Annotated in this window: 19 protein-coding genes; 17 read left to right on the forward strand and 2 right to left on the reverse strand. The window is 55.7% G+C overall.

Annotation, left to right across the window (positions count from 1 at the left end):
* Positions 1-336 precede the first annotated feature (336 nt).
* From hisS to HRQ60_RS02070, 4 genes are all read left to right on the forward strand, one after another.
* Positions 337-1,584, forward strand: a complete 1,248-nt coding sequence (gene hisS / locus HRQ60_RS02055; protein WP_172193985.1) for a histidine--tRNA ligase — start codon at positions 337-339, stop codon at positions 1,582-1,584.
* A 33-nt stretch (positions 1,585-1,617) separates the two neighbouring features.
* A complete protein-coding gene (aspS, locus tag HRQ60_RS02060) occupies positions 1,618-3,417 on the forward strand; it encodes an aspartate--tRNA ligase (RefSeq protein WP_172194213.1) in 1,800 nt (599 codons plus the stop codon).
* Positions 3,418-3,528: 111 nt separating this feature from the next.
* Positions 3,529-4,296: a tRNA threonylcarbamoyladenosine dehydratase gene (locus tag HRQ60_RS02065; RefSeq protein WP_172193986.1), complete on the forward strand. Its 768-nt coding sequence runs from the start codon at positions 3,529-3,531 to the stop codon at positions 4,294-4,296.
* Between the two features lie 232 nt (positions 4,297-4,528).
* Positions 4,529-6,724 carry a UvrD-helicase domain-containing protein gene (locus tag HRQ60_RS02070; protein WP_172193987.1) on the forward strand — a complete coding sequence of 732 codons (2,196 nt, stop codon included), beginning with the start codon at positions 4,529-4,531 and terminating at the stop codon, positions 6,722-6,724.
* Positions 6,725-7,151: 427 nt separating this feature from the next.
* Here the strand turns inward: HRQ60_RS02070 and HRQ60_RS02075 are convergent, their stop codons facing one another.
* A complete protein-coding gene (locus HRQ60_RS02075) occupies positions 7,152-8,957 on the reverse strand; it encodes a diguanylate cyclase (protein ID WP_172193988.1) in 1,806 nt (601 codons plus the stop codon).
* A gap of 224 nt (positions 8,958-9,181) precedes the next feature.
* On the opposite strand from HRQ60_RS02075, the gene HRQ60_RS02080 reads away from it, so the two are divergent.
* Both HRQ60_RS02080 and HRQ60_RS02085 read left to right on the forward strand, forming a co-directional pair.
* Positions 9,182-10,495 carry a replication-associated recombination protein A gene (locus tag HRQ60_RS02080; RefSeq protein WP_172193989.1) on the forward strand — a complete coding sequence of 438 codons (1,314 nt, stop codon included), beginning with the start codon at positions 9,182-9,184 and terminating at the stop codon, positions 10,493-10,495.
* A gap of 283 nt (positions 10,496-10,778) precedes the next feature.
* Complete coding sequence (locus tag HRQ60_RS02085; protein WP_172193990.1) at positions 10,779-11,915, forward strand: LCP family protein; 1,137 nt, start codon at positions 10,779-10,781, stop codon at positions 11,913-11,915.
* A gap of 174 nt (positions 11,916-12,089) precedes the next feature.
* Here the strand turns inward: HRQ60_RS02085 and mnmA are convergent, their stop codons facing one another.
* Positions 12,090-13,235: a tRNA 2-thiouridine(34) synthase MnmA gene (gene mnmA / locus HRQ60_RS02090; RefSeq protein WP_172193991.1), complete on the reverse strand. Its 1,146-nt coding sequence runs from the start codon at positions 13,233-13,235 to the stop codon at positions 12,090-12,092.
* 272 nt (positions 13,236-13,507) lie between these two features.
* On the opposite strand from mnmA, the gene cymR reads away from it, so the two are divergent.
* The 11 genes from cymR (at position 13,508) to HRQ60_RS02145 (ending at position 23,576) form a co-directional block, all read left to right on the forward strand.
* The gene (gene cymR, locus HRQ60_RS02095) at positions 13,508-13,927 is read left to right on the forward strand and encodes a cysteine metabolism transcriptional regulator CymR (protein ID WP_172193992.1); all 420 of its coding nucleotides are present in this window, start codon (positions 13,508-13,510) and stop codon (positions 13,925-13,927) included.
* 17 nt (positions 13,928-13,944) lie between these two features.
* The gene (locus tag HRQ60_RS02100) at positions 13,945-15,096 is read left to right on the forward strand and encodes a cysteine desulfurase family protein (RefSeq protein ID WP_172193993.1); all 1,152 of its coding nucleotides are present in this window, start codon (positions 13,945-13,947) and stop codon (positions 15,094-15,096) included.
* Between the two features lie 165 nt (positions 15,097-15,261).
* The gene (locus HRQ60_RS02105) at positions 15,262-15,468 is read left to right on the forward strand and encodes a hypothetical protein (RefSeq protein WP_172193994.1); all 207 of its coding nucleotides are present in this window, start codon (positions 15,262-15,264) and stop codon (positions 15,466-15,468) included.
* Positions 15,469-15,949: 481 nt separating this feature from the next.
* Entirely contained in the window at positions 15,950-18,589 is a 2,640-nt protein-coding gene (gene alaS, locus HRQ60_RS02110) for an alanine--tRNA ligase (RefSeq protein WP_172193995.1), read from the forward strand.
* A gap of 138 nt (positions 18,590-18,727) precedes the next feature.
* The gene (locus HRQ60_RS02115) at positions 18,728-18,985 is read left to right on the forward strand and encodes an IreB family regulatory phosphoprotein (RefSeq protein ID WP_172193996.1); all 258 of its coding nucleotides are present in this window, start codon (positions 18,728-18,730) and stop codon (positions 18,983-18,985) included.
* Between the two features lie 12 nt (positions 18,986-18,997).
* Positions 18,998-19,414 (forward strand): Holliday junction resolvase RuvX, encoded by a 417-nt coding sequence (gene ruvX / locus HRQ60_RS02120; RefSeq protein WP_172193997.1) that lies wholly within the window; start codon positions 18,998-19,000, stop codon positions 19,412-19,414.
* Between the two features lie 13 nt (positions 19,415-19,427).
* Entirely contained in the window at positions 19,428-19,727 is a 300-nt protein-coding gene (locus tag HRQ60_RS02125) for a DUF1292 domain-containing protein (protein WP_172193998.1), read from the forward strand.
* Between the two features lie 5 nt (positions 19,728-19,732).
* Entirely contained in the window at positions 19,733-20,041 is a 309-nt protein-coding gene (locus HRQ60_RS02130) for a DUF1292 domain-containing protein (RefSeq protein ID WP_172193999.1), read from the forward strand.
* Between the two features lie 138 nt (positions 20,042-20,179).
* The gene (gene mltG / locus HRQ60_RS02135; RefSeq protein ID WP_343044589.1) at positions 20,180-21,256 is read left to right on the forward strand and encodes an endolytic transglycosylase MltG; all 1,077 of its coding nucleotides are present in this window, start codon (positions 20,180-20,182) and stop codon (positions 21,254-21,256) included.
* Between the two features lie 45 nt (positions 21,257-21,301).
* A complete protein-coding gene (locus tag HRQ60_RS02140; RefSeq protein ID WP_172194000.1) occupies positions 21,302-22,234 on the forward strand; it encodes a peptidase U32 family protein in 933 nt (310 codons plus the stop codon).
* A 16-nt stretch (positions 22,235-22,250) separates the two neighbouring features.
* Positions 22,251-23,576: a U32 family peptidase C-terminal domain-containing protein gene (locus HRQ60_RS02145; protein WP_172194001.1), complete on the forward strand. Its 1,326-nt coding sequence runs from the start codon at positions 22,251-22,253 to the stop codon at positions 23,574-23,576.
* Positions 23,577-23,762: the final 186 nt, after the last annotated feature.

Consider the following 23,762-nt stretch of genomic DNA (forward strand, 5'->3'; position numbering starts at 1 on the left):
GCACGGCGAACGATTGAAAAAGCGAAGGACCGAAAGGTCCCGACAAGCTTTTTGGATTTCAAGTAGCCGATGCGCGAGACCGGACGGGCGTTAACCGTCTTTTTAATGAAGCGGGTTTCGTTTCCTCTCGCAAGCGCCGACAGAAGCGCCTGCCGATCGAGGTAGAAATCCGAAATGTGGGTGGCACCACGGGAGATTCGTAAATACGGTCCCTCGTCCCTGTACTATGCGAAATATTGGCATAGACGGCGGATGAGGGACTTTTTGATATGCCTTAAGGCGTGTACGCCACAAAACAAACCGGCTGCTTGAGCCGGAAAGGAAGGGAAATCAATCATGGATTTTCAAAAGCCGAAAGGGACACTCGATTTTTTGCCGGGCACGGTCGAAAAATGGCAGTATGTCGAAAACAAAGCGCGTGATTTGAGCAGACGGTTCAATTATCGCGAGATTCGTACCCCGATGTTCGAATATACCCAGCTGTTTCAGCGCGGGGTAGGGGAGACGACCGATATCGTCCAGAAAGAGATGTTCTCGTTCCAGGACATGGGCGGGCGCGGCATGACGCTCCGTCCAGAAGGTACGGCAGGCGTCGTGCGCGCTTATGTGGAGAACAAAGTATTCGGCGAACCGGACGTAGCCAAATTGTTCTACATCGGACCGATGTTCCGTCAGGAACGTCCGCAGGCCGGCCGCTACCGCCAGTTCCACCAATTCGGTATCGAAGCGATCGGCTCTGTCGATCCGGCAATCGATGCGGAAGTTATTGCGTTCGGCATGCAGTTCTTCGAAGATATCGGACTAAAAGGCACAAGCGTCGAGATCAATTCGGTCGGCAACGCGGCATCGCGCGCCGATTACAACGAGCGGCTGCTCGCGTTCCTGAATCCGATGCGCGAAACGCTGTGCAAAGACTGCCAGAGCCGGATCGACCGGAATCCGCTCCGCGTGCTCGACTGCAAAGTCGATCAAGACAAATTTACGGATGCGCCGTCTATTCTGGACAGCCTGGATGAAGAAAGCCGCAGTCACTTCGAAGCGGTTCAAAGCACGCTGACGGCCATGGAGGTCCCGTATACGATCAATCCGCGTCTGGTACGCGGACTGGACTATTACACGCTGACTGCGTTCGAGTTCAAAACCGAAAGCGGGATCGGCGCGATCGATACCATCGGCGGAGGCGGACGCTACAACAAACTGGTTGCGGAAGTCGGCGGACCGGATCAACCGGGAATCGGTATGGCGATCGGCATGGAACGCCTGCAGCTGCTGCTGGCGGACCAGCAGACGGAGATTCAGGCCGCTCCTCCGCTGGACGTGTATCTGATCGCTCTGGGCGACAAAGCCAATGCGGAGATCACCAAGCAGCTGCACAAGCTGCGCCGCCTCGGCTTCTCGGCGGAACGCGATTATCAGGGCCGCAAGATGAAAGCGCAGATGAAATCGGCCGACCGGCTGCAGGCCCGCTATACGGCCATTTTGGGAGATGACGAACTGGAACGCGGCGAAATTGCCGTCAAGTCGATGGAAACGCGCGAACAGGTTACCGTACCGCTGGCCGATCTGGCTTCGGTATTGAAATAGCAGACTTTTACTACAAAGGAGAATGAACTTATGATGCTCAGGACTCATCACTGCGGACAGATTACATCCGCGCAAATCGGAGAAACGGTTACATTGAACGGCTGGGTGCAGACCCGCCGCGACCTCGGAGGCGTTCTCTTTATCGACCTGCGGGACCGCAGCGGAATCGTACAGGCGGTCTTCAATCCGGCGTATTCGGGAGAAGCTCTGCAAACGGCGGAACGCGTACGTACCGAATACGTGCTGGCTGTCAAAGGAACGGTAGTCAAGCGCGAAGAAGACACGATCAACAAAAACCTGCCGACCGGCGAACTTGAAGTGCGCGTTACCGAAATCGAAGTGTTGAACGCGGCCAAAACGACTCCGTTCTTTATTGAAGACGGTATCGAAGTCGACGAAGCGCTGCGCCTGAAATACCGGTATCTGGATCTTCGCCGTCCGGAAATGCAGAAGACGCTGATGCTGCGTTCGCAGTCCGCGAAAATCTTCCGCAACCACCTCGACGAGCAGGGCTTCGTGGAAGTCGAAACGCCGATCCTGACCAAAAGCACGCCGGAAGGCGCCCGCGATTACTTGGTGCCGAGCCGTGTGCATGAAGGCGAATTCTTCGCACTGCCGCAGTCGCCGCAGATCTTCAAACAGCTGTTGATGGTCAGCGGAATCGAACGCTATTATCAAATGGCCCGCTGTTTCCGCGATGAAGACCTTCGGGCCGACCGCCAGCCGGAATTCACCCAGGTCGACCTTGAGATGTCGTTCGTCTCCCGCGACGACATTCTCGGCCTGATCGAAGAGCTGATGGCGAAACTGTTCCGCGAAACGATCGGCGTCGAAGTTCAGCTTCCGTTCCAGCGTCTGACGCACGCGGAAGCGATGTCCAGATACGGTTCGGACAAACCGGATCTGCGTTTCGGTATGGAGCTTGTCGATGTCGGCGACATCGTGGAGACAAGCGGCGTAAAAGTATTCGCTTCCGTCGTTTCGAGCGGCGGGCAGGTTAAAGTGCTGAACGCCAAAGGCTGCGGTACGTGGCCCCGCAAAGAAATCGATGATCTCGGCCCTTACGCGGCCCGCTACGGCGCGAAAGGACTGGCCTGGATTCAGGTCAAGGAAGACGGCTTCAAAGGCCCGATCGTCAAGTTCATGACCGAAGAAGAGATCGAAGCGCTGCGCGAACGTACGGGCGCGGAAGTCGGCGACCTTCTGCTGTTCTCGGCCGACAAGAAAAAGGTAGTGGCCGATGTCCTGGGCGCCCTTCGTTTGAAGATCGGCCGTCAATTGGGCCTGATCGACGACAGCGTCTACAAATTCGCCTGGGTTCTCGACTTCCCGCTGCTCAGCTACGACGAAGACGAAAAGCGCTACGTGGCAGAACACCATCCGTTCACCCGCCCTCTGGCGGAAGACCTGGAACTGTTCGAGACCGATCCGGGTGCGGTTCGTGCCCAAGCTTACGACCTTGTGCTGAACGGCTACGAAGTCGGCGGCGGTTCGATGCGGATCTTCGAGCATGATCTGCAGCAGAGAATGTTCAAGCTGCTGGGCATTTCCGAAGAAACGGCGCAGGAGCAGTTCGGCTACCTGCTGGACGCGTTCCAGTACGGCACGCCTCCGCACGGCGGCTTCGCATTCGGTTTCGACCGTCTGGTTATGCTGCTGACGCAGCGCACCAACCTGCGCGAGACGATTGCTTTCCCGAAAACGGCAAGTGCGACCGACCTGCTGATGAACGCCCCGGCACCTGTCGACAAAGGCCAACTGGACGACCTGCATATCAAGCTTGCTCCGAAGCCGGCCAAAAAGCCGGCGGCGACCGAAGGCGAACAAGCCTAAACCCACGAAGACAGAAGAGGCAGCCGGCCGAGTCCGGCGTGCCTTTTCCTTTTGCCGGGACCGGACTGCCGGATACCCTGACTTCAATTCAAGACCGAGGAGGTTATTTCCATGCTGCATGCTTTTTCCAGAACGGAACTTGCGATTGGCCCCGCAGGACTCGAAGTGCTTAAAAACAGCACCGTAGCGGTACTGGGTATCGGCGGCGTCGGCGCGATGGCTGCCGAGGCGCTTGCCCGCTCGGGCGTCGGCACCCTGATCCTGATCGACAAAGACGTCGTGGACATCACGAATATCAACCGCCAGATCCATGCCCTGACCACTACGGTCGGACAGCAAAAAACCGAGCTGATGGCGGAGCGCGTCAAACTGATCAATCCGGAGATCAACACGATCGTACTGAATATGTTCTACACGGAAGAAACGTACGAGCAGCTGTTCGAACACAAGATCGATTATGTAGTGGATGCTTCCGATACGATTATCTACAAGGTGCATATTATCAAGGAGTGTCTGGAACGCGATATTCCGATCATTTCCAGCATGGGCGCGGCCAACAAAATGGATCCGTCGAGATTCCAGGTTGCCGACATCTCCAAAACGAAGATGGATCCGATCGCACGGATTATCCGCAAAAAGCTGCGCAAAGAAAACGGCATCAAAAAAGGCGTGAAAGTCGTGTTCTCGACCGAGAAGCCGCTTAAGCCGCGGGCGGACGTGACGGAGCAGATCGCTCCGGCCGGTGCCAAGATTCGCAAAGCGAAGCAGCCTCCGGCCAGCAACGCTTTCGTTCCGCCGGTCGCCGGCCTGATTATGGTCAGCGAAGTCATCAAGGACCTGCTGAGTCTCGGCGGCCAGCCGCTGCCCGAGCAGGAATAATCGCATACGCGATCCGAGCGCCTCTTCCCAAGCGGAAGCGGCGCTTTTTGGCGCTGCGGAAAATAAGGGAGGTCGTTTGCGCGGGAATGTGCTATGCTGGTAGTCCTTTTGCTTTTTCGCCAACGGAATTTACGGAAGCGAGAACGCCAATTGATTTCGGCATTTTGTGCGGCTGAGTTCGCCGGTTCGCAAGAACCCCTGTACAAAATGCTCATCTTAGGAGGTAACTGAAGTGAGTGAGAACGTTCAAAGTGCCTATCAAGAAGAGCAAAACAAGCTGGATTCCGTTCTCGGAGAGATCGAAACCCAGCTTGCGCGCCTTCGGGCCGTGCCGGTCTATACCGGGCACGACTTTACCGAGCAGGTGCTCGAAGCGGGACGCGAAGAGCGCCGCCAGCGGCTGGCCAAATCGGAACCTGAGCCGTATTTCGGACGGATGGATTTTGAAGAAGAAGGAAAAGACGTGCCGGCTCCGCTGTATATCGGCAAAACGGGACTCGACGGACGCGATCCCGGCAGCCTGCCGATTGTCGTCGATTGGCGGGCGCCTGTCGCAAGTTTGTTCTATTCGTTTACCGGAGGCGAAGAGAAAGTCGAATACGAAGCGCCCGAAGGCATCATCGGCGGTTCCGTGCATCTCAAACGCAATATTATGGTCCGCCGGTCCGAGCTTGAGCGCGTAGTCGATACGTATACCCGCGGCGGCGAAGAACCGGCCGTCTCGGACGAGTTCCTGCTGTACCGGTTGGGCGAGAACAAAGACAACCGTCTGCGCGATATCGTCTCGACGATTCAGGCCGAGCAGGATCGGATCATCCGGGCGGAGAAAAACAAAGCGCTGATTATTCAGGGCGTCGCGGGCAGCGGAAAAACGACCGTCGCGCTGCACCGGCTCGCTTTTCTGCTGTATCAGTACAAAGAACAGGTATCGGCGGAGAAAATGATTATTTTCGCGCCGAACGGCATGTTCCTCGACTATATCTCCGGCGTTCTGCCGGAACTCGGCGTCGGCGATATCCAGCAGCGGACCTTTACCGATTGGGCCGTCAAGCAGCTTGAAGCGGAGTCCATGCTGGCCGATCCGGCGGAAACGCTGGACTTCTGGTTCGGCCGTGCCGCAGGCGAAGCGCCGGGCGACGATGCGCCGGGGCGCTTCAAAGGATCGGACGCATTCAAAGACATGCTGGACGCCGCAGCTTCCGCACTTGAAGTATCCGGGGCTCCGGAACTTGAGTTCTCTCCGTGGGAAGACAAAATTCTGCCGTACGAAACGATTCTGCACTGGTACGCGGAAGAGTATAAGCATTACTCGGCGGCCGGCCGTAAAGAGCGCGTGCTGGCAAGAATTCACCGCTGGATCGAAATGGAACTGAAGCCGGTCAAGCCGGAAGTCAAACGCAAGGAGTTCAAAAAGAAAGTTGCCCAGCGCGAAAAAGCGTACGCGAAAAAGTGGCCGGATTTCAGTCCGCTCACCCTGTACAAACAGATCTTTGGCGCAGCCAAAGATTCACGGGGCATTCTGCCGCTGGAGCTGTTCGAAGCCATCCCGGCTTCGGTGCTCAAGTCGACACGCAAAGACCTCAAAGAAAGCCGGATTCGCGAAGAAGATCTGCCAGCGCTGCTGTATCTGCATCTGCTGCTGAACGGAATCGAAGGAGCCGAACGGTTCGATCATATCGTCATCGATGAAGCGCAGGATTTCTCGCCGCTGCAGGTATCGGTGCTCGACCGTTTCGTCCGCGGACATTCGTTTACTATTCTCGGCGACCTGTCGCAGGGCATACATGCCTACAAAGGGGTTCACGCCTGGGAAGAAATGAGCGGGCTGTTCGGCGAACAGGAAACGTCTTATCATGCGCTGACCCGAAGCTACCGGTCGACTCTCGAGATCATCGGTTTTGCCAACACGATTCTGTCGGGCGGCGTACCGAACGCGATCCAGGCGGTGCCGGTCTTCCGAAGCGGAGACAAAGTGCGGAAGATCGATTTCGGCCTTGAATCCACACCGGTAAACGGAAACGCGGAGGAAAGTGCCGGTGCCGCAGCGTCGGCCCGTGCGCTGCGGGCGCTCTGGGGCAGGGAACACAAAACGGTGTCGCTGCTGACAAGAACGCAGGAGCAGGCCCAGACGCTGTATGAAGCGCTGAAACCGGAATTCCCGGAGCTGCATGTGATCGACGGAAATATGACACAGTACGAAGGCGGACTGTCCGTGCTGCCGCTGCATTTGTCCAAAGGACTGGAGTTCGACGCGGTCGTGATTGCGGATGCGGGGCGAAGAAACTACGGCGAAACGGAATGGGATGCCAAAATGCTGTACGTCGGCTGTACGCGGGCCCTGCACGAGTTGTGGGTACTGCACGGCGGAGAGACGGCGGCGTTTCTCGATCCGTCCGGCGAATGGAGCGAAAACGGCTGGCCGGAATGAATCCCGCGCCATCATTCGCTGCATGACAAAAAAGGACGGCATTCTGCTGTCCTTCAGGTTGTCGAGAAAGTCCTATTCGTTGTAGAAGCTCGTCGGCTGCGGGAGAAATTCGTTAGCGGATGCTTACGATGTGCCTTTCTTCGAAAGACTTTAGGTCGCGTGTTGAAATCGGGGAAAAGGATTGAAATTTAGCAGAATTTCCCCGATTAACGGTGCAAGTTCATATCCCGATTTTGGATGAACTTGCACCACAAAGGCGAACACTGTCGTTCCTACACTGAATTTCTCCCTTCGCCTCCTCGCTTCTCTCGGAATCAGACTTTCTCGACACGTTGGACGGCATTCTGCCGTCCTTTTTTGCGTACTTATCGATAACGAAGACTCTTGGGCAAAGCCCGGAGATCTCGCTCCGCCTACCTGTTCCCGCTTAGGCCGAGTCGTTCAGGTCCTGAGTGTCCGTGCAGACCCGGTTGCGGCCCAGGGCTTTGGCCCGGTACAGCGCCGAGTCGGCACTGCGGATCAATTCTTGGGACGGCTGTCCAGAATGAAGCTGCGCAACGCCGAAGCTTGCGGTCACGACATACTCCGGCGACGGCGAATCGAATTCGATTAACCGGCAGAGCCTGTCGGCGACGGCAGCCGCTTCTTCGAGCTGCGTATCCGGCAGCAGTACCGCGAATTCTTCGCCGCCGAACCGGAACGGCAGATCGCCGAAGCGGCAGTAGGCCTGCAGCAGCAGGGAGATATGCTTCAATACCGCATCGCCTTCCTGGTGCCCGCGGGTATCATTGAACTGCTTGAAGCGGTCGACATCCAGCATAATCAGACAAAGGGGCCGCGGCCGCCCGGCATCGGCGCAGGACTCTTGTTCCAAACGTCCAAGCACATTCTCGAAATGACGGCGGTTCCATAATCCGGTCAAACCGTCCCGCATCGCAAGGGATTGGATCCGGTCGGTCTGCCGGGCATTTTCGATTGCCGTTACGATCATCGGCGCAAGTTTTTCCAACCTCTGCTTTTTGATAGCGGTAAAAAATCCGGGCTCGAGAGACAGAAGCGTCAGAATGCCGACGATCCGCGCTTCTTTTTTGAGCAGCACATGGACGGAAGAACGGAATCCTTCTTCGTGCAGACGGTCGGCAAGCTCTCCGGGTGGACGTTTCCTGTGCCAGTCTTCGTACAGCAGGGAGGTGCCGCTTTGGACCAGCTCGCGCAGTTCGTGCCGCTCGTTGGGCAGCAGCGTCTCCTTGAGATTGAGACGTTCGTTTTGAAGGACCGCTTTGAAGGAAAAGCGCTTATCGGGATTTTGCATAATCAGGCTGATCTTGTCGCACTGAACGAGCTGGCGCATATGCAGAAGCGTTTCCCGGTAGACATCTTGAACGGAGTCCGCCCGATTCAGGGCATCGATCATCTTGTAGGTTTCTTCGAGCTTTTCGCTTTCTCTGCGCATATCCTGGCCCATCCGGTGAAACGCATTTACAAGACGTCCCAGTTCACCGGTAGAAGTATAACTTGAAATTCCGGTCTGACTGCCTTCGTAGGATGAAATCGCGCGGTCCAGCTCGGTCAGCGGATGGACCAGTCGTTTGATATTTTTGACGATAAAATAAATGTACAGGGCGAGAGCCAACAGCGCGACGGCGGCGGTCAGCGCAAGCGTCAGCGTAATCAGCCGCAGCAGCCTGCCGCGCTCGAACGTCCGCTGTACGGAAATGAGTTCCGACAAGTCGTCAAACTTGGTGTTCAGCTCGAAGAAAAATTGTTCGCCGTCCTGCATGTCCGCTCGTCCGAGCGATGAGCCGACTTCCGCCAAATTCGGGAGCGGCCGATCGTAAGCGGACTGAAGAAGCTTCGCATCGGCAAGCACCGACTTGATATCCGAAGAAAATCCGGCGGTGAGCGGAATATTGGTTTCCAGGATGCGTATAATCCGCTCGTAGTCCGCGGTTCCCCGTTCATAGGAAGCCAGCAGCGATTCTTCGCCGGTCAAAATGAACCCCCGTCTTCCGTTTTCCTGCTCCACCAGCGCTTTTTCCAGCAGATCGAGATTTTCGGTCAAAAAAGCCAGGTCGCGTACCTGCAGGTAGCTGGTCTTGATAAAATGGTTTTGCAGCAGATAGCCGCCGCTGAGCAGCAGAGCAAATACCGCGAAGAAAACAAGGCTGAAACGGATCAGCAGCGTGCCCAGCTTTGTTTCGTTTTCATGCCGGAAAAATCCGCGCAGTCTCATCCGCAGCACTCCTTCTTCTCGGTTCAAACGCCGTATCCGGCGGGATTCCGTTTATTATTCGGGGGTTAGACCTTTTCTTTATCGACAAAAACCGGCAAAGTCATAAGAGGCGGAGGGAGTGGTTTTTTGGGGCTCCATATTCTTTGGTCGGAACCGTGCCGCGTATTTGCGTTCCACCGCGCCTCCCTCTATATTGAATAAAGTAATGAAAGGACGTGATGACTTTGGATTTGTTTTCTTATGAAGGCGGAGCGGATACTCAAACAGGCAGCGGACTGCTCGCCGACCGTATGCGCCCCCTGACACTGGACGAATATATCGGGCAGGAAGATATCGTCGGTCCCGGCCGGCTGCTTCGCCGCGCAATCGAAGCCGATAAAGTCGGTTCGATTGTCCTGTACGGGCCTCCGGGCTGCGGCAAGACGACTTTAGCACATATTATCTCCCACCATACCCAGGGCAGGTTTATACGTCTGAACGCGGTGGATGCCACCGTCAAGGATGTGCGCGAAGTGATTCGGCAGGCGGCCGATGACAAAGCGCTGCACGGCAGCAAGACCATCCTGTTCCTGGACGAGGTCCATCGGTTCAACAGTTCCCGCCAGGACGCGCTGTTGCCGGCGGTGGAGAAAGGAACGATCATCTTTATTGGGGCGACGACGGAGAATCCGTATCATTATGTGAACGGAGCCTTGATGAGCCGTTCGACGCTGTTCCAGCTGCATCCGCTGACGGCGGAGCATGCGCGGATCGCGATGCGCCGCGCGCTGGACGATACGGAGCGCGGTCTGGGTTATATGGACCTGGACGCCGACGAGGAAGCGCTGGCCCATATCGCGGCGATGTCCGGCGGCGATATTCGCCGGGCACTCAATGCGCTGGAGCTTGCGGCGCTGACCACGCCGCCGCAGGCCGACGGCCGCATCCGTATTACGAAGGAAGCCGCCGAAGAATCGGTTCGCAAGCCGATTGCGCGGGCCGACGAATCGACGCAGTACGACGTCTTGTCGGCTTTTCACAAATCGATTCGGGGTTCCAGCGATGCCGCGTTGTATTGGTTTTTGTACGCTGTCGAGAAGCTGGGCATGGATCCCATGACGTTTATCCGCCGGTTGATTGCGGCCAGCAGTGAAGATATCGGGCTCGCCAATCCGCAGGCGATGGTACAGGCCGTATCGGCGCTCGAGGCCTACCGCAACAACGGATGGCCGGAAGCGAAGCTCAATATTGCCCAGGCGATTCTGTTCGCGGTGGAGAGTCCCAAGTCCAATGCCGTCTATAACGCCATTTCCAAGGCGGAAGCGGCTTTCGGGCGAACAGGGACAACGGAGGTTCCGCTGCATCTGCGCGATACCCATTACAAAGGCGCGGAAAAATTGGGGCATGAAGGCTACAAATATCCGCATCATTTTCCGAATCATTACGTGAAGCAAGCCTATTTGCCGGCGGAACTTGAAGGCACCGTATTTTATGAAGCGACGGAGCAGGGCAGCGAATCCAAAATTCGGCTGAATCAACAGCGGCGCCGCGATAAATGAAGATTTTTGTTCCTAGACGCTCGAATAAGCCGAATTTTGCAGGTTAAAGCGCACTGACCCGGATCGTATGTTAGAATTGTCAGAACCATACGAAATGTAGTAATCTAAGATGTGTCTTCAACTTCGGGCGTTCGTCCGAAGACGGTTTGTGGTGCACGCACTTCTATTTTAGCTTCCATAAGGGATGACAAGGTCCGTACTACGCTGGACGTGCAGGTTCCTCCTGAATCCGGTCACCGCAGCAAGCCTACGACTTTTGTGGAGAGAGAAAGGTACGAACAAAATGGATAAAAACCAGCCGGCCGAGGCTCGCGTCCTCACAAGGGCTCAGAGGCACCGGAAGAAAAAAACGAAAAAGAACAAAGGCAAAGCCTGGCTGATCGCCCTATGCGTACTGTTCGTCCTGGGAATCGGCGGATTTATTTTCCGTAAAGAACTGATGGTATTCGCTTTCGATACGTTCCTGGCCGATACGGTCAAGAGCACCCTCGATGAATCCTATGCTCCGATCGACCAGGCTCCCAAAGGCGGAGGGGCGGAAGAACTGACCGTCGCCGAGCTGACCAAAGAACCTTTCTCCGTACTGCTGCTCGGAACCGACCAACGCGATGACGAACTCGCCCGAACCGACTCCATTATCTATTCGGTCGTACGTCCTGCGGACAACAAAGTGCTGCTGATCTCGATTCCGCGCGACTCCTACGTCAAGATGGTCGGAACGCCGACGATCAAAGGAACGCGTTCAGAGACCAAAATCAATGCCGCTTACGCTTACGGAGGCGCCCAGATGAGCGTCGATACCGTCGAAGCGCTGCTGGAACACGACGTCGATTATTATGCCACGATCAATTTCAACGGGTTAAAAGACGTCGTCAACGCGCTCGGAGGCGTAGAGCTTCCGATTACGGAGACGATCGAGAACAAACAGGCCGATCACGAGAAGTTTACGATCGAAGCCAACAAACCGATCTACGACGGTACGGAAGCGCTCAACTATGTACGCTATCGGGAAGATTCGGACTTCAAGCGGACCGAACGTCACCGGATTTTCCTGAAGCAGGTCCTGAACCGGATGAAAAAGATCGAGAACTTGACCAAAATTCCGGAATTGATCGGCATTGCCGGTCAAAACTTCAAAACCAATATGGATTCGGATTTTATGCTTTCCTTGGCCAAAACGGTCATCTTGAACGAATCGACTCCGGAAATCAGCAGCCATATGCTGCAGGGCGAAGGCGTCTCGCGTGATGCGTGGTATTACGAGTTGGACGACGACGATCTGGATGAAACGATCGAATCGATCAACAAATGGCTTGATCCGAATTCGGTCGCGTCCGACCTGACCGTAGACGATACGGATGAAGGCGGAGAATCGCATACGGACCAGCCGGGTCAACCGGCCGGAGATACCGGGCAGTAATCCGCTGTGCACCTTCGCTTCACGGGAAACACGGGCGTTGCCGCGGCAGGTACGCGGAACCCCGCATGAAACCGAATAGACAGAAACGCCAAAAAACCGCTGTCCCCCATAAGGGGAACAGCGGTTTTTTGCAGCTGCATCCAGGAGGCTGAGCCGCCGGATGCAAAGAAAGATTCAGGCTTGAACGGTGCCGCTTGGACGGGTCTCTTCGTAAGGGACCTTCGCGACCGTTTCAATCGTGCCGCCGCCAAGGCAGACATCGCCGGCATAGAAGACCACGGCTTGACCCGGAGTGATCGCTTTCTGGAGCTCGTCAAAAGCGACATGAACCGATCCGTCTTCGAGGCGGGTCAAGGTCACCCCTTGATCGGGCTGGCGATAGCGGAACTTGGCCGTGCACTGCAGCGGACCGTCTGCCAATTCGTCGCGTCCCGAAGCAAAAGTAACGCCGCTTGCAACCAGCGCGGTCGAATACAGACTCGGATGCTTGTCGCCCTGCACGACATACAGGATATTGCGCTCGAGGTCTTTGTCGGCGACAAACCAAGGCTCGCCATTGCCGGAACCGCCGATTCCGAGGCCCTGACGCTGTCCCAGCGTGTAATACATCAGGCCGTCATGCCGGCCTTTCGATTCGCCGGTGGCGATATCGATCATCTCGCCGGATTTCGCCGGCAGATAGCCGCTCAGGAATTCGCGGAAGTTGCGTTCGCCGATAAAGCAGACGCCGGTGCTGTCTTTTTTGCGTGCGGTGGCAAGTCCGGCTTCTTCGGCAATCCGGCGAACTTCCGGTTTCGGCAGGTGTCCGATCGGGAACATCGTCTTGGAGAGTTGATACGGATTCAGCGCGTTCAGGAAGTAGGTTTGGTCTTTGTTGGTGTCTACGCCCCGCAGCAGCTTGAATGCTCCATCTTCTTCCGTCACGCGGGCGTAATGCCCTGTTGCGACATAATCGGCACCGAGATCAAGCGCTTTGTTCAGGAATTCGCCGAATTTGATCTCGCGGTTGCACATGACATCCGGATTCGGTGTCCGCCCCCGTTTGTATTCGTCGAGGAAGTAGGTGAACACTTTATCGAAGTATTCTTTTTCGAAGTTCACCGTATAGTAAGGGATGCCGATTTTCTCGCAGACGCGCCGTACATCTTCGGCGTCGTCTTCCGCGGTACAATGGCCGAGTTCGTCGGTATCGTCCCAGTTTTTCATAAAGATGCCGATGACGTCGTATCCCTGCTGCTTGAGCAGCAGCGCCGTCACCGAAGAATCCACACCGCCGGACATGCCGACGACGACCCGCGTTTCTTCGGGAGATTTATGCATGAATATCACCGTCTTCTATTGAGGTATTTGCCAAAGAACGGCAAAGCGCTGCGAAAGCAAAAAACGCGCTTCGCGCGTCTGACTGCATTTTAACACAAAACCGGTATTCTGACGACCTTTCCGGCTCTTTCCTTTGGAGTTTGATTCCACCTGTGACGGACATTTCGGAGCCCTTCCGTTATTCCGTAGTGCATCCGGCTTCAACATTATGTTACGATAGTCTGAGTATACACAGGATATAACCCCGAATGAACCGAAAGAGGTGCCTTTATATGAAGATATCGACCAAGGGCCGTTACGGCTTGACGATTATGATGGAATTGGCGGCAAGGTACGGCGAAGGCCCGACTTCCCTAAAAAGTATTGCTGAAAAGAACTCCCTGTCCGAACACTACCTGGAGCAGCTGATTGCGCCCCTGCGCAACGGCGGGCTCGTCAAAAGTATCCGGGGCGCCTACGGCGGCTACATTTTGTCGCGGGATCCCGATACGGTGACCGCGGGAGAAATTATCCGGGTGCTGGAAGGTCCGATTTCCGTTGTCGATTTCACGGAAGAAGACGACCCGGCCAAACGCGATTTGTGGAAAAGAATCCGCGACGCGATTGCCGATGTCATCGACTCGACCACACTCGGCGACCTGATTAATTTCCGGGACAAAGGCGAACCGGACAGCTACATGTTCTATATTTAGACCGAGGTGAGCAGGCAATGAACAGAATTTATACGGATCATGCGGCTTCGACGCCGGTGCATCCGCTTGTGGCCGAAGAAATGCTGCGGGTCCTGACCGGCACGTACGGAAACGCGTCCAGCGTCCATGCTTTCGGACGCGAGGCCAAGCGGGTCGTCAGCTCCGCGCGCGAACGGGTTGCCGCAGCGATCGGCGCGCGCGCGTCCGATCTGGTGTTTACGTCGGGCGGTACGGAGAGCGACAATATGGCGCTGTTCGGCGCGGCGGCGGCCCGGTCGGATCGCGGACGCCATCTGCTGGTGTCACAAATCGAACATCATGCGGTGCTGCATGCCGCGGAGCGGTTGGCGCAGCAGGGATTCGAAGTGGAATATATTCCGGTCGATACCCGCGGCCGCGTCGACATGGACTGGATTCGCGAGCATACCCGGCCCGATACGATCCTGATCAGCGTGATGTATGCCAACAACGAGGTAGGCACCATCCAACCCGTGCAGGAGATCGGCGCATTCGCACGCGAGCGGGGAGTCTGGTTTCATACGGATGCCGTGCAGGCACTGGGTTCGCTTCCGGTCGACTGCAGCAGCTTGAACGCCGACCTGGTCAGTTTTTCCGCACACAAAATCAATGGCCCCCAAGGGATCGGCGCGCTGTATACGGCGCCGCATATCAAACTTCCCGCCATGCTGCACGGAGGCAACCAGGAACGCAAACGGCGCGCCGGAACCGAAAACCTCGCCGGAATGGCGGGATTTGCCAAAGCGGCGGAGCTTTCCGTGTCCGCTCTGGACGAGCGCCGGGCACAGTCCGAGCTTCTGCGCGGCAGGCTGCTTGAAGGGTTGTCCGCCTCGATCGGCGATTCGGCGTTTGTGGTCAACGGCGATCCCGCACATACGCTTGCGCATATCGTAAATATCAGCTTCCCGGCGGTGGGGACCGAGACGATGCTGATGAATCTGGATATGGAAGGCATCGCGGCGGCAAGCGGTTCCGCTTGTACCTCGGGTTCGCTGGAGACTTCGCATGTGCTGCGTGCCATGAATCTTCCTGAAAATGTTTTGAATTCCGCGGTTCGGTTCAGCTTCGGCTTGGGTAATACTTCGGAGGAAATCGACACGATTGTCAAGAAAATTGAAACGATTACGGGTCGTGTGCGTAACAAACGTTGATACGCGTATAACCGCACGCCGCAAGTTCGGATCGGTCCGACGGCCGCTTGATCAGCGGTCTGAAGGTCTGTCCGCGGTGCGCATTGTGAATAATCGATCAATCCGAAGAAGCCCCGGCCTCTTCGCGGCTCCCAAACTTAAGCGGACGGATAGGTGATCCTCATAATGAAATGTCCAAATTGCAGTTCCAAAGATATCGGCAAAATCGGCTCGCATCAATTCTATTGTTGGAGCTGCTTTATCGAACTGACGGTTAATGCAGGCAAGATGTCGGTCTATCAAGTTGAAAAAGACGGAACGCTGAGTTCGCTCGATGACTTGTTCTGCCTGGAAGACGCCGCGGCTCTGCCCCGACTGCAGGCGACGTCCTGAACGGACGAAAGACCCTAGACAGCCGGAAGCTTCGCCGCGCCTTGCAACCAAGGACGCTGCGGAGACTCCGGCTTTTTGCCGCGCCGCACACATTGACAGAAAATCGGCCGCCCGATATACTGGGAAGGCATTGCATATAGTCAACAACACGATGATGGAATGAAGTACGTTCTGAAGAGACGCCTTTTCAGCGAACAGGCTCCTTGCGCAGCTGCGCACGGGTGGAAGAGCCTGTAGGGTCGACGAACCGAAAGCTGATTCCGGAGTGCCGCGAATTTCCGATCCCGGAAGTCCGCGGCCGACTCGTCCCCGTTACCGGACTCAACGAGGCGATCGTTTCTCCAGGCCCGTTTTCTGCATGATGCAGAAAGTCGGCGCACGGCAGACGATAACCAGGGTGGTACCGCGAGCAATCGTCCCTGAATTTTTTCAGGGGCGTTTTTTATGTTTTTTACTATTCCCAAACGGAGGTCCGAAACCTATGAAAGCTAGTGAAATCCGCTCCAAATGGCTTCAGTTTTTTGAACAAAAAGGACATCATATCGAGCCGAGCGCTCCGCTCGTCCCGCATAACGATCCGTCCCTGCTGTGGATCAATGCCGGTATGGCGCCGCTGAAAGCCTACTTCGACGGCCGGATCAAACCGGAGAATCCGAGAATCGCCAATTCGCAAAAATGTATCCGCACCAACGACATCGAGAACGTCGGCAAAACGCGCCGCCATCATACTTTTTTTGAGATGCTGGGCAACTTCTCTATCGGCGATTACTTCAAAGAAGAAGCGATCGAATGGGCTTGGGAATTCCTGACCGACCCGCAGTGGATCGGCTTCGATCCCGAACGGATCAGCGTAACGGTCTACAATGAAGACGAAGAAGCTTTCACGATCTGGAATGAAATCGTCGGTCTTCCCGCCGAACGTATCATCAAGCTGGGCGAAGAGAATTTCTGGGATATCGGCGAAGGCCCGTGCGGTCCGTGCAGCGAAATTTTCTATGACCGCGGCGATGCCTACGGTACGCTCGACCCGAACGATCCCGAGATGTATCCGGGCGGCGAGAACGAACGTTTCCTCGAAGTATGGAATCTGGTCTTCTCGCAGTTCAACCACAACAAGGATGGCAGCTATACGCCGCTTCCGAACAAGAACATCGATACCGGAGCCGGTCTGGAGCGCCTCGCGTCCATTCTGCAGGAAGTCAATTCCAACTTCGATACCGACTTGTTCCAACCGATGATCCAGCGTACCGCGCAGATGGCCGGTATTCAGTACGGAGTAAGCGAAGAGCACGATGTGGCGCTCAAAGTGATCGCCGACCATGTGCGTACGGTGACGTTCGCCGTCGGCGACGGCGTGCAGCCTTCGAACGAAGGCCGCGGCTACGTGATTCGACGTTTGCTGCGCCGCGCGGTCCGCTACGGACGCGTGCTTGGACTGGACCGTCCGTTCCTGTACGAATTGGTCGGTACGGTGGGCGAAGTAATGGGCGTATACTACAGTCAGGTGCTCGACAGCCGGGAACTGATCGAACGCGTCATTCGTCTTGAAGAAGAACGGTTCCACAAAACGCTGTCCGACGGTCTTGCGATCCTGACGGAAACGGCTGAACGCGCCAAAGCGGCAGGAGAGAAGATGATCGGCGGCGAGGATGCGTTCAAAATGTACGATACTTACGGCTTCCCGCTCGATCTGACCGAAGACTTCGCCCAGGAGCAGGGCATGAGCGTTGACCGCGAAGGCTTTGAGACAGCGATGCAGCAGCAGCGTACGAGAGCGCGCGAAGCGCACAAAAAAGGCGGCGGCATGAATATCCAGGGCGGCGTCTTGTCCGATCTGGAAGCGAGCAGCGAATTCGTCGGTTACGGCGAAACCTCTGTCGAAGCCCAAATCGTGGTGCTGATCAAAGACGGCGAAATCGTCGATTCGGTCGGCGAAGGCGATTCGGCTCTGGTTGTGCTCAATAAAACGCCTTTCTATGCCGAGAGCGGCGGACAAGTCAGCGATATCGGCACGATCTCTTCGTTCACGGGTACATTGAGCGTCGAAGGTCTCGTCAAAGCGCCGCGCGGCCAGCACGTACACCAAGTGACGGTCGAGTCGGGCGAACTGCACACCGGCGACGAAGTGCGGGCGAGCGTACAGCGCGATTCGCGCGCCGCGATCGAGAAAAACCATACCGCGACACACCTGCTGCACAAAGCGCTCAAAGAAGTGCTCGGCAGCCATGTCAATCAAGCCGGGTCGCTTGTTGAGCCGCAGCGTCTGCGCTTCGACTTCTCGCACTTCGGCAGCATCACGCAGGAAGAATTGGCCGATGTGGAACGCCGCGTGAACGAACAGATCTGGAAAGGCGTCGACGTCAAAATCGAGCTCAAAGGGATCGAAGAAGCCAAAGCGATGGGCGCGATGGCCTTGTTCGGAGAAAAATACGGCGATATCGTACGCGTCGTCGAGATCGGCGATTACAGTCTTGAACTGTGCGGCGGCTGCCATGTTCGCAATACGGCGGAAATCGGTCTGTTCAAACTGGTCGGCGAGAGCGGGATCGGATCGGGCGTACGCCGGATCGAAGCCTTGACCGGCCGGGGAGCTTATCTGTACCTCGACGAGCAGCTCGATCTGTTGAAACAGTCGGCCGCAGCTTTCAAGACGCCGGTTGCCGAAGTGCCGAAGCGGATCGAAGGGTTGAACAAACAGCTCAAAGATGCGGAGCGCGAGATCGAATCGCTGCGCGGCAAGCTGGGTGCGATCGAAGCGGGTCAAATGACGGACCGCGTCCGCACCATAGGCGATGTACAGGTATTGGCGGAAGCCGTATCGGCTTCGGGCATGGACGCGCTGCGTTCGCTGGCCGACGAGCTGAAAGTCAAACTGCCGCAGGCGGTTCTGGTGCTCGGCGCCGTCGAAGGAGACAAGGTTAACTTTGTGGCGGCCGTACCGCAGGAACTGACCAAGCGCGGGCTGCATGCCGGCAAACTGGTCAAGGAAGCGGCAGCTGTCTGCGGCGGCGGCGGGGGCGGACGTCCGGATATGGCCCAAGCCGGCGGCAAAGACGCCTCCAAAATTCAGGAAGCCTTGAAGACGGCCGTTTCCCTCCTGGAACAATCGCTGAACGCCTGATCGAAGTCGGGCGATCTTCCGCCCGATTCACCGTTTCTTGATCGGGGGAAAGTGTGATATGATAAACAGGATTCAATATGAAGGCATCAAGGTGCGCCGCGTGCACGCGGACGCTCTGTGAAGCGAGGTGTAATCCTTATGGATTCTATGGACAAGACTGTGAAGTTCAACGTACAGGGCGACGAAGAGACCTCCGCACAGGAGATTCTGCTTACCGTGTACGACGCGCTTGTGGAGAAAGAGTACAATCCGATCAATCAGATTGTAGGCTACCTGCTGTCCGGCGATCCGGCTTACATCCCGAGACACAACAACGCGCGAAGCCTGATCCGCAAAAAGGAACGCGACGAGTTGATCGAAGAGCTGGTTCGTTCTTATTTGTCCAAGCTTCGATAGGAGATACGTGAAATGAAACTGCTGGGCCTCGATTATGGAGACCGCCGTATCGGTGTCGCGGTAAGCGACATTTTCGGCTGGACCGCTCAAGGGATCGAAGTGGTCCAACGCCGCGACGACGGTTCTCATCTGCAGCGGATTGCGGAGCTTGCCAGGCTGCACGAAGTTGGGGAAGTGGTTGTAGGTCTTCCGAAAAACATGAACGGCACGATCGGCCCGCGCGGCGAACTGTGCATCGAATTCGCCGAATCGCTGCGAGAACTGCTGGGTCTGCCTGTTCACCTGTGGGATGAACGTCTGACGACGGTATCCGCCGAGCGAACGCTGCTCGAAGCCGATGTCAGCCGCAAGAAGCGCAAACAGGTCGTCGACAAAATCGCGGCGGGTCTGATCTTGCAAAATTATCTCGATTCCAAATCAAACCGGTGAAAGGGTGACAGGCATGACAAACGATTCCAATCTCGTAGGCGAAGAGCCGGAAATTATTTATATCCCCGATGAAGAAGGCCAGGAAGAAGGCTTTGAAGTCATCATGAAATTTGAAGTGGACGGTTCGGAAAGCAAGTATATGATGGTAGTTCCTTTGGATTCGGACGATGAAGAAGCGGACGAAGTCTATGCGTTCCGCTATGAGGAAGACAACGACGATCTGAAGCTTTACGTCATCGAAGACGAAGCCGAATGGCAGATTGTTGAAGAGACTTTCAATACGCTGGTTGCCGAATTGGACGGGGAGGAATAGAAGCGATGACGGAATTTTCCGCAAGTCAAGTCGTATACACGAACAAGCTGGAGCAGGTGTACGGATTGTACGTCGAGCTGATCGACGACAGTGCCGAATCGGTTACGTACCGGATCGTCAAAGAGTTTGAAGTAGGCGGCGGCGCTTACGCGGTTCTGCAGAACGAAACCGCCGGAGCGGACGACGACGTACAAATTCTCAAGATCGAGACTTCTCCGGAAGGCGAAGTTCAACTGGCAACAATCGACGACGACGACGAGTGGGAAAACGTGGCCGAACTGTTCGACGAACTCACTTTCCCGGAAGAAATGTAAGGGAATCGGTAAAGCAAGCGGACCCGGCTAGCCTGGTCCGCTTTGCCGTGCGCAAAAATAAGTGCGCGGATGACGGCAGAGCCTGTCTTTTTTACCCGATTGCCTGCGATTGAAGACCGACAAAGGATGTGCGCCGTAGTGGAAAATAATCCGGTCAAGATGAAGAAAAAAAGGTCGAAAGCTCCGTTTGTTCTACTGCTGATCGTGCTTGTCATGATTGTCTCGATAGCGGGGTTCGTCTACGCTTCGATGCGGCCGACCCCGGCTTCAAGCGAAGCGCTTCTGTTCGAAGTCAAGGAAGGGACGGGGACGGCGGAGATTGCCGATCAGCTGCAAGACAGCGGACTGATTCGCAGCGCCCTGCTGTACAAGTTCTATCTGCGGATGGAAAACGAAGGCGGAGCGTTCAAGGCGGGAGCGTATCAGCTGCAGCCGGGCCTGGAATACGAAGCGATCACGGCCGTATTGAACGGCGGCAGTGAAGAAGTACGCAAAGAATCCGTCAAAGTGACGATTCCCGAAGGATTTACGCTTAAGCAAATCGCGGACCGATTGAGCGAAAAAGGAGATTGGGACGCCAAAACGATTCGGCAGCTGGCCCGGCAGCCGGAAAAATTCAGCGCCGATCTGCCGGCCGAGCTTCCGGCAGCCGCCAAAACGACCTATGCGCTCGAAGGGTATTTATTCCCCGATACGTACGAATTCGAACCCGGCGCCTCGGAGGAAGAAGTGGTGCGCCGTCTGGTTCAGGAAACGAAGCGCAAACTCGATTCTATTGCGAACTTCGATGCACTGCTTAAAAAGCGCGGGCTGACCGTGCATGAGCTGCTGACGGTCGCTTCGCTTGTGGAACGTGAAGCGGTAGTCGATGCCGAGCGTCCGCTCATTGCGGGCGTCATCTACAACCGGTTGAACGATCCGATGAAGCTCCAGATCGATGCAACCGTCCAGTACGCGCTTGGCGAACAGAAAGACCGGCTGCTCTATTCCGATCTGGAGATCGACAGCCCGTACAATACCTACAAATATGAAGGGCTTCCGCCGGGTCCGATCGCGTCTCCGAGTCTCAAGTCGATCGAAGCCGCCCTGCAGCCGAAAGCTTCGGAATATTTCTTTTACGTGACCAAAAAAGACGGCTCCGGCGAGCATCTGTTTGCCGAGACGTTCGCAGAGCATGAACAAAATATCGAAGAAAGCAGAGCCGGTGGCAAATAACTGCGCCGGCCTGCGCCGATGAAGTTGAAGAAGGGAGTGGCCGTTTTGGGATACAAACCCGAATTATTGGCAACTTGCGGCACACTGGATGAATTAAAAGCGCTGGCGGAAGCCGGATGCGACGCTTTTTTGTTGGGGGAAGAAAAATACGGGATGCGTCTGCCGGGTGAATTCACGCCGCAGATGATTGCGGAAGCCGTCAATTTCGCCCATCCCCGGGGGATCAAGATCTACGTCTGCGTCAACAATCTGATGGACAATGACAAGCTGCCCGGTCTGCCCGGTTATCTGGAAGAGATGGGGCAGATCGGAGTGGACGGAATCGAGTTCGGCGATCCTTCCGTATTGATGCAGGCCAGAAAGCTTCTGCCGGGCCTGCCGCTGCATTGGAATGCCGAGATGACCTCTACCAACCACGGAACGGCAAATTACTGGGGACGCCGCGGCGCAACCCGGATCGTGCTGGCTCGGGAACTTAATATGGAAGAAACAACCGGCATGATGCCGTCGCTTGAAGTCGAAGCCCAGGTGCAGGTACATGGCATGACGAACATCTATCATTCCAAGCGCAGTCTGGTGAACAGCTACATGGCGAATCAAGGACGTCCGGTCGAAGACGGGAATGTCGGATTGTCGCGCGGGCTGTATCTGATCGAAGCGGAACGGCGCGACGAACGGTTTCCGATCTATGAAGATTCCAACGGTACGCATATCATGAGTTCCGGCGATATTTGTATTCTGGAAGATCTGCACCTGCTGATGGAAGCGGGCGTGCAGAGTTTCAAGATCGAAGGGATTCTGAAAAGCCAGGCGTACAACGTCGCGGCTGCCCGGGCTTATCGCAAAGCGATCGACAGCTTCGTGAACGACCGGGAAAACTACGCGTTCGACGAATCCTGGCTTGACGAGGTTCGCGGGCTGCAGGATCCGGACCGTGAGCTTTCATTCGGATTTTTCTATAAAGAACAGGTGTATTAAGAAAGGGGAACGCATCGTGGAAACGACACAAACGTCGGTTCAAGACAAGCCGCAGCACAAAGGCAAGCGGTATCGTCTGGATAAGCCCGAGCTGTTGGCACCGGCGGGCAACCTGGAAAAACTGAAATTTGCCGTACATTACGGCGCGGACGCCGTCTATATCGGCGGACAAAAATACGGTCTGCGTTCGAATGCCGACAATTTCAGTTTCGAAGAGATGAAAGAAGGCGTAGAGTTCGCCGCAAAATACGGTGCAAAAGTGTTTGTCGCGACGAATATCTATGCTCACGAAGAAGATCTCGACGGCATTGCCGAGTACCTGCGCAATCTGCAGGATGCCGGTATTGCCGCGATCATTACGGCCGATCCGATCATCGTCGAGACGGCCAAGACGGCGGCTCCGCTGATCGAAGTGCATCTGAGCACCCAGCAGTCGACGCTCAACTGGCAGGCGGTCCAATTCTGGAAAGAAGAAGGCCTGCCGCGCGTCGTATTGGGCCGCGAGACAAGTTTGGAAGAAATCGCCGAGATCAAGAAAAACGTCGATATCGAAATCGAGTCTTTTGTACACGGCGCGATGTGCTCGTCCTATTCGGGACGCTGCGTCCTCTCCAACCATTTTACCGACCGGGATTCCAATCGAGGCGGCTGCTGCCAGTCCTGCCGCTGGAAATACGATCTGTTCGAGACGCCTTCGCAAGAGCAAGCCTGGGTGTCCGAAGAACAGCAGGCCGATGCGGGTGAAGGGAATCCTTTGTTCCGGTCCGAAGACAACACGTTTACGATGGGTTCCAAAGACCTCTGCATGCTGGGCTCCATTCCCGACCTGATCGAAGTGGGCATCGACAGCTTCAAGGTGGAAGGCCGGATGAAATCGATCCATTACGTCGCGACCGTGGTGAATGTGTATCGCCAGGCGATCGATTCGTACATGGCGGACCCCGACAACTACGTACTGAAGCCGGAATGGATGGAAGAGCTGAACAAAGCGGCGAATCGTCCGCTCAACACCGGGTTTTTCTACGATACGCCGGATCACGAAGACCATATTTACGAACCGGAAGAAAAAGCGGTACCTTACGACTTTGCGGGACTGGTACTCGATTACGACGAGCAGACCGGAATGGCGACCATTCAGCAGCGCAACCATTTCAAACCCGGAACCGAGATTGAATTATTCGGTCCGGACGGAACTTTTTTCACTCAGACGGTAGGCCGGATCTGGGATGAAGAAGGCAATGAACTCGATGCGGCCCGTCACCCGATGCAGCGTGTGAAGTTTGAAGTGGAGCGTCCGCTGCGTTACTTCGACATGATGCGCAAAAAGAATATTAAAAAATAAGAGACTTCAGTCATAGGTCTTACGAAACCCTTCAAATCTGTCAAAGATATGGAGGGTTTTCCTATGATGTTAACTTTTTTTAAAAAATTCTTCATTTTACTATTCATTTTGCTTGCTTCGTCCGATAATAGAGATAACCAGCATTTTGTAATCCCGGGTCTTCCTACGAAGAAAGTAGGTACATAG

The organism is Saccharibacillus qingshengii (assembly GCF_013185195.1).
In the GTDB taxonomy this organism is placed as follows: Bacteria; Bacillota; Bacilli; order Paenibacillales; family Paenibacillaceae; genus Saccharibacillus; species Saccharibacillus qingshengii.

Coding starts and splice junctions, on each gene's coding strand:
- ruvX (WP_172193997.1), top strand. CDS start 18,998: ATGAAACTGCTGGGCCTCGATTATGGAGACCGCCGTATCGGTGTCGCG.
- HRQ60_RS02105 (WP_172193994.1), top strand. CDS start 15,262: ATGAAATGTCCAAATTGCAGTTCCAAAGATATCGGCAAAATCGGCTCG.
- HRQ60_RS02065 (WP_172193986.1), top strand. CDS start 3,529: ATGCTGCATGCTTTTTCCAGAACGGAACTTGCGATTGGCCCCGCAGGA.
- alaS (WP_172193995.1), top strand. CDS start 15,950: ATGAAAGCTAGTGAAATCCGCTCCAAATGGCTTCAGTTTTTTGAACAA.
- hisS (WP_172193985.1), top strand. CDS start 337: ATGGATTTTCAAAAGCCGAAAGGGACACTCGATTTTTTGCCGGGCACG.
- cymR (WP_172193992.1), top strand. CDS start 13,508: ATGAAGATATCGACCAAGGGCCGTTACGGCTTGACGATTATGATGGAA.
- aspS (WP_172194213.1), top strand. CDS start 1,618: ATGCTCAGGACTCATCACTGCGGACAGATTACATCCGCGCAAATCGGA.
- HRQ60_RS02125 (WP_172193998.1), top strand. CDS start 19,428: ATGACAAACGATTCCAATCTCGTAGGCGAAGAGCCGGAAATTATTTAT.
- HRQ60_RS02115 (WP_172193996.1), top strand. CDS start 18,728: ATGGATTCTATGGACAAGACTGTGAAGTTCAACGTACAGGGCGACGAA.
- HRQ60_RS02130 (WP_172193999.1), top strand. CDS start 19,733: ATGACGGAATTTTCCGCAAGTCAAGTCGTATACACGAACAAGCTGGAG.
- HRQ60_RS02100 (WP_172193993.1), top strand. CDS start 13,945: ATGAACAGAATTTATACGGATCATGCGGCTTCGACGCCGGTGCATCCG.
- mnmA (WP_172193991.1), bottom strand. CDS start 13,235: ATGCATAAATCTCCCGAAGAAACGCGGGTCGTCGTCGGCATGTCCGGC.
- HRQ60_RS02085 (WP_172193990.1), top strand. CDS start 10,779: ATGGATAAAAACCAGCCGGCCGAGGCTCGCGTCCTCACAAGGGCTCAG.
- HRQ60_RS02075 (WP_172193988.1), bottom strand. CDS start 8,957: ATGAGACTGCGCGGATTTTTCCGGCATGAAAACGAAACAAAGCTGGGC.